This is a genomic window from Acetobacter estunensis, from assembly GCF_019083805.1.
Lineage (GTDB): Bacteria > Pseudomonadota > Alphaproteobacteria > Acetobacterales > Acetobacteraceae > Acetobacter > Acetobacter estunensis_A.
In genome coordinates this window covers 92,310-98,894 of record NZ_JAHRDV010000011.1, presented here as the reverse complement: position 1 = coordinate 98,894, position 6,585 = coordinate 92,310, and the positions used below count along the sequence as shown (strand labels likewise).

General features: G+C 61.4%; 9 protein-coding genes. 4 read left to right on the top strand and 5 right to left on the bottom strand.

Features of this window, described 5'->3' with window-relative positions:
• Nucleotides 1-190 precede the first annotated feature (190 nt).
• The 4 genes from KUA11_RS13005 to KUA11_RS12990 all read right to left on the bottom strand — a co-directional run bounded on the left by KUA11_RS13005 (nt 191) and on the right by KUA11_RS12990 (nt 2,873).
• On the bottom strand, nt 191-631 hold the full coding sequence (locus KUA11_RS13005; RefSeq protein WP_368041021.1) for a hypothetical protein: 441 nt from the start codon (nt 629-631) through the stop codon (nt 191-193).
• A gap of 63 nt (nt 632-694) precedes the next feature.
• On the bottom strand, nt 695-1,270 hold the full coding sequence (locus KUA11_RS13000; protein WP_217410995.1) for a hypothetical protein: 576 nt from the start codon (nt 1,268-1,270) through the stop codon (nt 695-697).
• Between the two features lie 338 nt (nt 1,271-1,608).
• Nucleotides 1,609-2,187 carry a cob(I)yrinic acid a,c-diamide adenosyltransferase gene (locus KUA11_RS12995; RefSeq protein WP_217410993.1) on the bottom strand — a complete coding sequence of 193 codons (579 nt, stop codon included), beginning with the start codon at nt 2,185-2,187 and terminating at the stop codon, nt 1,609-1,611.
• 101 nt (nt 2,188-2,288) lie between these two features.
• The gene (locus tag KUA11_RS12990) at nt 2,289-2,873 is read right to left on the bottom strand and encodes a DUF4142 domain-containing protein (protein WP_217410991.1); all 585 of its coding nucleotides are present in this window, start codon (nt 2,871-2,873) and stop codon (nt 2,289-2,291) included.
• 120 nt (nt 2,874-2,993) lie between these two features.
• On the opposite strand from KUA11_RS12990, the gene KUA11_RS12985 reads away from it, so the two are divergent.
• The 3 genes from KUA11_RS12985 (at nt 2,994) to KUA11_RS12975 (ending at nt 4,932) form a co-directional block, all read left to right on the top strand.
• Nucleotides 2,994-3,404: a DUF423 domain-containing protein gene (locus KUA11_RS12985; RefSeq protein WP_254454922.1), complete on the top strand. Its 411-nt coding sequence runs from the start codon at nt 2,994-2,996 to the stop codon at nt 3,402-3,404.
• Nucleotides 3,397-4,332, top strand: a complete 936-nt coding sequence (locus tag KUA11_RS12980; RefSeq protein WP_217410989.1) for an SAM-dependent methyltransferase — start codon at nt 3,397-3,399, stop codon at nt 4,330-4,332. The genes KUA11_RS12985 and KUA11_RS12980 overlap by 8 nt, the downstream gene beginning before the upstream one ends.
• 81 nt (nt 4,333-4,413) lie before the next feature.
• Complete coding sequence (locus KUA11_RS12975) at nt 4,414-4,932, top strand: TlpA family protein disulfide reductase (RefSeq protein WP_217411006.1); 519 nt, start codon at nt 4,414-4,416, stop codon at nt 4,930-4,932.
• A 71-nt stretch (nt 4,933-5,003) separates the two neighbouring features.
• Here the strand turns inward: KUA11_RS12975 and KUA11_RS12970 are convergent, their stop codons facing one another.
• Nucleotides 5,004-5,612 carry a superoxide dismutase gene (locus tag KUA11_RS12970; RefSeq protein ID WP_217410987.1) on the bottom strand — a complete coding sequence of 203 codons (609 nt, stop codon included), beginning with the start codon at nt 5,610-5,612 and terminating at the stop codon, nt 5,004-5,006.
• 138 nt (nt 5,613-5,750) lie between these two features.
• Between KUA11_RS12970 and KUA11_RS12965 the strand changes: the two genes are divergently transcribed.
• Nucleotides 5,751-6,584 (top strand): phytoene/squalene synthase family protein, encoded by an 834-nt coding sequence (locus KUA11_RS12965; RefSeq protein ID WP_217410985.1) that lies wholly within the window; start codon nt 5,751-5,753, stop codon nt 6,582-6,584.
• The last annotated feature ends 1 nt before the right edge of the window (nt 6,585 follow it).

The window sequence follows — 6,585 nt, the reverse complement described above, 5'->3', positions numbered from 1 at the left end:
CGAACGAGCGCTACTGGGCGTCGGTTTATACCGGTGCGCCAAGTGGCACATCCGGCGCGGCTTCGACCCTGTATGCAGGTCTGCCCCGTGTCTACCATTTCACTTTGTCGGCTGAGTTCTGAGGCGTGAAAGGCTGGCAGCGCCTATGCCAGCCTATCGTTTTTCATGGAAAGCGAATGCCTGAAAAGGATCAGTCAGAGCCGGGCTGATTGCGGATTGCATACAGGGCGACAGCTTCCGTGCACAGGGCTGGCAACAGCAGGGCGGCGATAGGTGTTCCAATGAGAACGCCTGCGCCCCCATGAAGGCTCAGGCACGACCATAACAATGTCGGTTGCCGTCGTCCCGCTCCACTGGCCACGATGAAGAGCAGCAGTCCGGCTGCGATAAGCAGGGCGGGCAGATAATCGTGTAGGAGTGCCCAGGAGGGATCGGTCTGTGTGGGTGAGCGTCCCACCTCCGACACGGCATTACCGATGTCATTGCCGGTTGTCAGCCAGAGAGCCAGACCGAAAAGCAGGCGAAAGGGAAGAAAGAGAGCTTCAAGCGTGCTGCGAAAAAGCAACAAAAAGCCCGAGATCAGTCCCGGGATGAGGAGCGTGGCCATCATGCAGGCGCATGAGAAGGCCACGATGATCCGCTGAATCAGCGCACGACTCAGATCATGCCGAAGCGTGGTCGCTGGTGGAATGGATCAGTCCTTCCACCATTTGATGGGTTGCTGACCGTTTTCATCGGTGGGCATGTCATCATGGATGCCAGCGCTTTCGCTCCGGGCGGAACTTTTGCGGATCTGCTTGCGCAGCGCACGAATTTCCTCGGCAGCCTGCTGGACCGTGGCGCGTTCCCGAGCGAGTTCAGCCGTACGGTCGGCCAGTTCTTGATCGCGAACCGCCAGCGTCTGCTTGAGTTCTGCCATCAGAACTTCGGCATGTCCCAGACGGGTGGTCAGGGAGCGTTGCGCGACCTCAAGATCGTGGATCTGGCGTTCAGCATCGCTACGGGCACGCCGTTCATTTTCCAGCGCTTTGTTCAGTCGGGCTTCGTCCGCACCCGTGGAGGCTGCGACCGGGCGCGTGGAGGTGCGGGCCAGTTGGTGGTGTTCCACCGGCACATCGCCGTCGCGCACGAAGCGGCGTTTACGCGCAGCGCCTGTATTATCCGTGTTGGAGGACAGCCGCAGGGTGGCGGCAGGTTTGGCGGCTCCTTTTCGCGAACCCATGCGATTGAGGGCGCGGAGCGCTGCCTCTTCTGCGCCTGCATCCGACATGTCGTCGTTATGTGTTTGGGGAAGCCGGTTGGATGTTTTCAGCAATCCGCTATCCACTGTGATGTTTCTTTCAAGTATTCACTCAAAGTCCTGCTCCCGGAGAGACGCAGGATCGAGGGTCCATATCGGACAGTGCGGAAACCCGCTTTTTTCGATTCGGAAGGGGGACGGACGATAGGCGGCTCGGCCCGCGGATTTTGTCCGCACGAGACGTGTCAGACAACTCCGGCACCCCGGTCGTGCTGTGCCAATACCACGACCGGTAAGGGAGTTCAAGCAAGGCTTGACAATTTCTTTTTACAACGGGTTGCGAGTCGGATCGGATTTCTTCGTCTGCTTTATCCTTGATGAAACAATCCACGTCCCGGTTGCCACACGACATCTTCCTGCCCGTTCGCGTTGAGATGACGTGCCAGCACGAAAAAATAGTCGGACAGGCGGTTCAGCAGGGGTACGAGCGCCGGGTTTATCGGAGTGTCCGCAGACAGCGCCACGACAGCGCGCTCGGCCTGTCGCACGGAGGTGCGGGCCATATGGGCCCAAGCTGCAGGAAGGGAACCGCCGGGCAGAACGAAGCTGGTGAGGGGCGACTGAAGCGCTCTCAGGCGTTCGATTTCGACTTCCAGTGTGACGATGACAGTCGGCTCGATCCGTTTCGCGTGAGCGCTGCCTTCGGGCATGCACAGATCGCCGCCCATATCGAAGAGAAGGTTCTGAATGTCCGCCAGACGCTCCGCCAAGGCGGCATCGACGGCCTGCACATGGCAGCGCAGAACGCCAAGAGTGGCGTTCGTCTCGTCCAGCGCGCCGATGGCTTCCACATGAGAGGCGTTCTTGGGCAGACGAGTGCCATCGCCCAGTGACGTCTGGCCCTTGTCGCCCCCTCGTGTGACGACACGATCTATTCTGACGGACATGACGTAAGGGGCTCCAGTTTCGGTCGATGCAGGTTCGTTTCGAAAAGGGGACAGTCCGAGACCTGTTCTGTCAAGCGCCCATCGTCCATCATGTCGTATTCTCAGTGATGACGGGACTGGCGGGCACCGGCATAGCCTGCCGGATGACCGGGATGACGTGTGAGCGCCCGGGCGGCTGTCAGGTGCTGCTGGGCCATCTGTTCCAGTTCCTGAGCGTAGGCTTTTAGTCCTGCATCCGATGTGGTTGCGGCTTCGGTAGCGGCGAAGGTTACGGCGTTTTCGTGTGCTTTGATGGTGGCCGCGAGATAGGCCTGATCGAAGCGGGCGCGCTTCATGCCGCCGAGCGATGTGATGGTCTGCTGGTTGTCCGCATCCGGTGCGGTGGGAAGCGTGACGCCATGAGTCGATGCAATGGTGGCGAGCTTGTCCTGTGCGCCGCTATGCGCGGCAATCAGGCGCTGGGCATAGTTCTTCACCGTGCTTTTCGCGGCTTTGGTGGGCGCAAGTTTCGCCAGTGCGATTTCAGTCAGATTGAGCTGCGCCGCCTGCTGAACGAAGTCCGCATCGGATGCGGCCAGTGGTGCGGGAGCGGCTGGCGGAGGGGGAGGCGGCGGAGGTGTTGTGGGGGCGCAGGCCGCGAGAAGGGCGAGTATCGTGAGGGCGCTGAGGCGATGGGACGGTTTCATGATGGGACTCCTGCTGGAAAAGGTGGGTAGGTGCCATTGCGTAACAACATTCGGCTTTCTTGTCGGTTCCGTGACGGGCGGCTAGACCACGAAGCCTGTTCTCCATGGGGATCGACGCCCATGACCGGGTCATTTGGGGAACGAGGAGAGGATGTAATGGAGCTTGCACGATTCTGGCGCGTGGGCGGTGCCTGGGCAGCGGCGACCGGCGTGGCGATGGGGGCCGTGGCCGCGCATCTGCCGTCCGAGCGCTTCGGTCTGCCCGAGGGCCGCATGATCGTGCAGGAAGCCGTGCAGATGCAGATGTGGCATGCGCTGGCGCTTCTCGCACTGGGAGTGTCGGTGCGCCGTCCCTCCCGGCTGACGGCGCTGGCCGGCTGCGGCCTGTGGTGCGGCATGGTGATTTTCTGTCTGGCTCTCTATGTCACAGCTTTCTCCGGCCATCATCTTGGGTCCGTGGCTCCTACCGGTGGCTTGATGCTGATCGCTTCGTGGGCATTACTTGGCGTGGCGTTTCTACGTCATGACTGAATCGGTAATTCGCAGTGTCTACGTGGCACCTTCCGGATTTGAAGACGTGTTGGGCGCGGAACTGGAACGGCTGGGCACACCACCGGAAAGATGGTGGGGGCGGCTGGCCTTGTGCGCGCGCCCTCCGGTAGCGAGCGTCTGGGCGCTGGATGTGTGGACGGCGCCGGAGGTTCAGGTCATTGCTTCCATCGGGGAGGCCGTGCGCCTGCTGAAAAGTCGCCAGCGGAACTGGTCGGATGTGCCGGTGGAGTTTTTCCGACGGTCCTCGCTCATCAAGGACAAGCTGCCCCCCGTGAAGGCGGCTCCATTGGTCTTTCCACAGAGGCCGCCCACCAGTCCTTTGGGTGGGTGGACATTGCTGGCTCCGGACCGCCTGCTGTTTTCCCAAACCAAAGCCAGTCCTTTTCCGATGGGCGAACCACGTTTCGTGGAAGATCGGGAAGGCCCGCCGTCTCGGGCGTATCTCAAACTCTGGGAGGCCTGCACGCGCATCGGGCGCTGGCCGGTTACGGGGGAGCGCTGTCTGGATATGGGGGCGACGCCGGGTGGCTGGACGTGGGCGATTGCCCAACTGGGCGCGCAGGTGACGGCGGTGGATCGTGCGGTTCTTGCGCCGCAGGTGGCTGCGATGCCGGGCGTCACGTTTCGGCAGGAGAGCGCCTTTGGTCTCGATCCTGCGAAAGAAGACCGTGTGGACTGGTTGTTTTCAGATGTGATCGCTTATCCGGATCGGCTTCTCGCTCTGGCGCGGCGCTGGATCGAGACCGGAAAGACAGCGCGCATTGTCATGAGCGTGAAGTTTCAGGGTGAGACGGATTTTACGATCATGGATGCGTTCGCCGCGATACCGGGTGGACGGTTGGCGCATCTGTTTCACAACAAGCACGAAGTGACGTTCTTCTGGAGCGAAGACGGAACATTCGCCTGACCGCATCTGAGTGTTGCACTCATGGATTGTGACAGGAAGAAGACGACATCACCGGGTTTCCCGCTCCAAGGAGGAATCGTGATGCGTCTGAAAAATCTTTCCCTTGCCGTCCTATGTGCCATCTCCACGGCGCTGCCGTGCTCTTTCGGTCTCGCCCATACGGTGACGGCAACACCACAGGTGGGAGAAGCGCCTGTGCGCCCCGTTGTGGTTCCCTATCCGGCAGCCGAACTGGCGCCCGCCGCCGTAGCCGCGGCGCTGACACGCGCAAAGACGAGCGGCAAGCCAGTGCTGCTGGATTTTGGTGGAAACTGGGCGCCGGATTGCTGGGCGCTTTCGGGCGTGCTGGCCACGCCGGCGGTGGCGGCGTGGGTGGCGCAGAATTATGAGGTGGCGGTTGTGAACGTGTCGCGGTTCATGACCAACATGAGCATCGCGGCAGGATATGGTGTGACGGTTTCGGTCGCCCCTACAGTTCTGATCATCTCACCTTCCGGCAAGCTGTTGAACGGGGACAGCGTGGTGGCTTTGGCTCATGCCCGGCAGATGACGCCGCAGGCCGTGGTCGATCAGTTGGCCACATGGGCAAAACTGGACTGAGTTTTTAAAACAGACTGTGAAAAGAAAAACGGGCCGGGGAGATGTGCTCCCCGGCCCGTTGCCGTGTCGCCTCAGGCGGCCTGAAGCTGAGCCTCGGCAAACTCATAGTTGGCGAGCTTGTCGAGGTAGTTGGTGATGTAGTCCGGGCGACGGTTGCGGAAGTCGAGATAGTAAGCGTGCTCCCACACGTCGAGGCCCAGCAGCGCCTTGCCCTGACCTTCGGCCAGCGGGTTGGAGCCGTTGCCGGTCTTGGTCACGGCCAGCTTGCCATTCGGCGCCAGCACGAGCCATGCCCAGCCGGAACCGAACTGCGAGACGGCGGCCTTCTTGAACTCTTCCTTGAACTTTTCGACGCTGCCCAGATCTTCCTTGATCTTGGCTTCCAGCGCCGGCGGGATCGCGCCGCCGTTGGGGGAGAGATTTTCCCAGAACAGGATATGGTTCCAATGCTGGCCGGCGTTGTTGAACACCGGAGCCTGTGTCGCATCACCTTTTACCGCGAGAATGATCTCGTCGAGCGACTTGCCCTGAAGTTCCGGCTTCGCCTCGACGAAGTTGTTCAGCGCCGTGACATAGGCCTGATGATGCTTGTCGTGATGGAGTTCCAGAGTCTCCTGGCACATGCCACGCGAAGCGAGGGCATTGTAGGAGAAGGGAAGGGCTGGCAATTCGAAAGCCATGATGCTGGTCTCCTTGGATTGCAATCACGAATGGGTGGCGTATGGACGCCGCTCCCAAGTGCTATGTGCCGCCCACCAGACCGTCAAGGGACGGTTGAGTGATCGGAGGCACAGGCACGACATGAAGGGTCCAACGCGATGAACGAACAAAAGGATGCCTCCGGGGGGACGGAGCTGTCCTGTGCAGCGATTGCACGTCTGCGTGATCGGGACCGCTTTTTCTGCGCGATGTTCCTTCCACCCGAAATACGCGAGGTGGCTTTCGTGCTGATTGCGCTGAATGTGGAACTGTCGAAAGCGCTCGTGCTGCCGGTTTCGGGGTCTGTCACCGGCCCGATGGCCGGGCTGATCCGGCTTCAATGGTGGCGCGATGTGGTGCAGGAGCCGGCTCAGGGGCGGGCAGCCCGAATGCCTGTGGCCATGGAACTGGCCGAACTTCTGGAGGGAAGGCGGATCGCGCCGGAGTCCGTGCTGCGTTTGATCGATGCGCGGGAAGCGGAACTGTGCGGTCTGCCTGACTGGGTGACATGGCGTACGGCGATGCTCGATGGAGCCGGCATAATGCAACGCATGGTGGGGGAATTGCTTGGCATTGTGGATGACGCCCTATTGGCCATGATTGTTCATGCGGGTGCCGCATTCGGAACGGGCGCATTGCTGCGTCATCTGCCGGACGTACTGACTGCGGGGCGTATGCCTCTTCCGCAAGAGGCGCTGGAACAGGCGGGCTTGCCACGGGAGGCGGACGGTGCGGCCTTGCTAAAGGGGGGGAGACTGGCTCCCGTTGTGGCGCGTCTGCGTCAGGAGGGGCGGACGCTTCTGCCCTCGCGCGCGGAATGTCGCAAGGCGCGGCTGGCCACGCTCCCGGCAGTTCTGGCCGATCGCGATCTCAGGCGTGGGCCGGTCCCGTCTGGCATGTCACGCGGGCTTGGGGACCGGCTGATGGTGATGAGGCGCGCTTTTTTCAGATAAA

Excerpts from the sequence above, each read along its gene's own strand:
- KUA11_RS12995 (WP_217410993.1), bottom strand. The coding sequence starts at position 2,187 with ATGTCCGTCAGAATAGATCGTGTCGTCACACGAGGGGGCGACAAGGGC.
- KUA11_RS12975 (WP_217411006.1), top strand. The coding sequence starts at position 4,414 with ATGCGTCTGAAAAATCTTTCCCTTGCCGTCCTATGTGCCATCTCCACG.
- KUA11_RS12980 (WP_217410989.1), top strand. The coding sequence starts at position 3,397 with ATGACTGAATCGGTAATTCGCAGTGTCTACGTGGCACCTTCCGGATTT.
- KUA11_RS12965 (WP_217410985.1), top strand. The coding sequence starts at position 5,751 with ATGAACGAACAAAAGGATGCCTCCGGGGGGACGGAGCTGTCCTGTGCA.
- KUA11_RS12990 (WP_217410991.1), bottom strand. The coding sequence starts at position 2,873 with ATGAAACCGTCCCATCGCCTCAGCGCCCTCACGATACTCGCCCTTCTC.
- KUA11_RS12970 (WP_217410987.1), bottom strand. The coding sequence starts at position 5,612 with ATGGCTTTCGAATTGCCAGCCCTTCCCTTCTCCTACAATGCCCTCGCT.
- KUA11_RS12985 (WP_254454922.1), top strand. The coding sequence starts at position 2,994 with ATGACCGGGTCATTTGGGGAACGAGGAGAGGATGTAATGGAGCTTGCA.
- KUA11_RS13000 (WP_217410995.1), bottom strand. The coding sequence starts at position 1,270 with ATGTCGGATGCAGGCGCAGAAGAGGCAGCGCTCCGCGCCCTCAATCGC.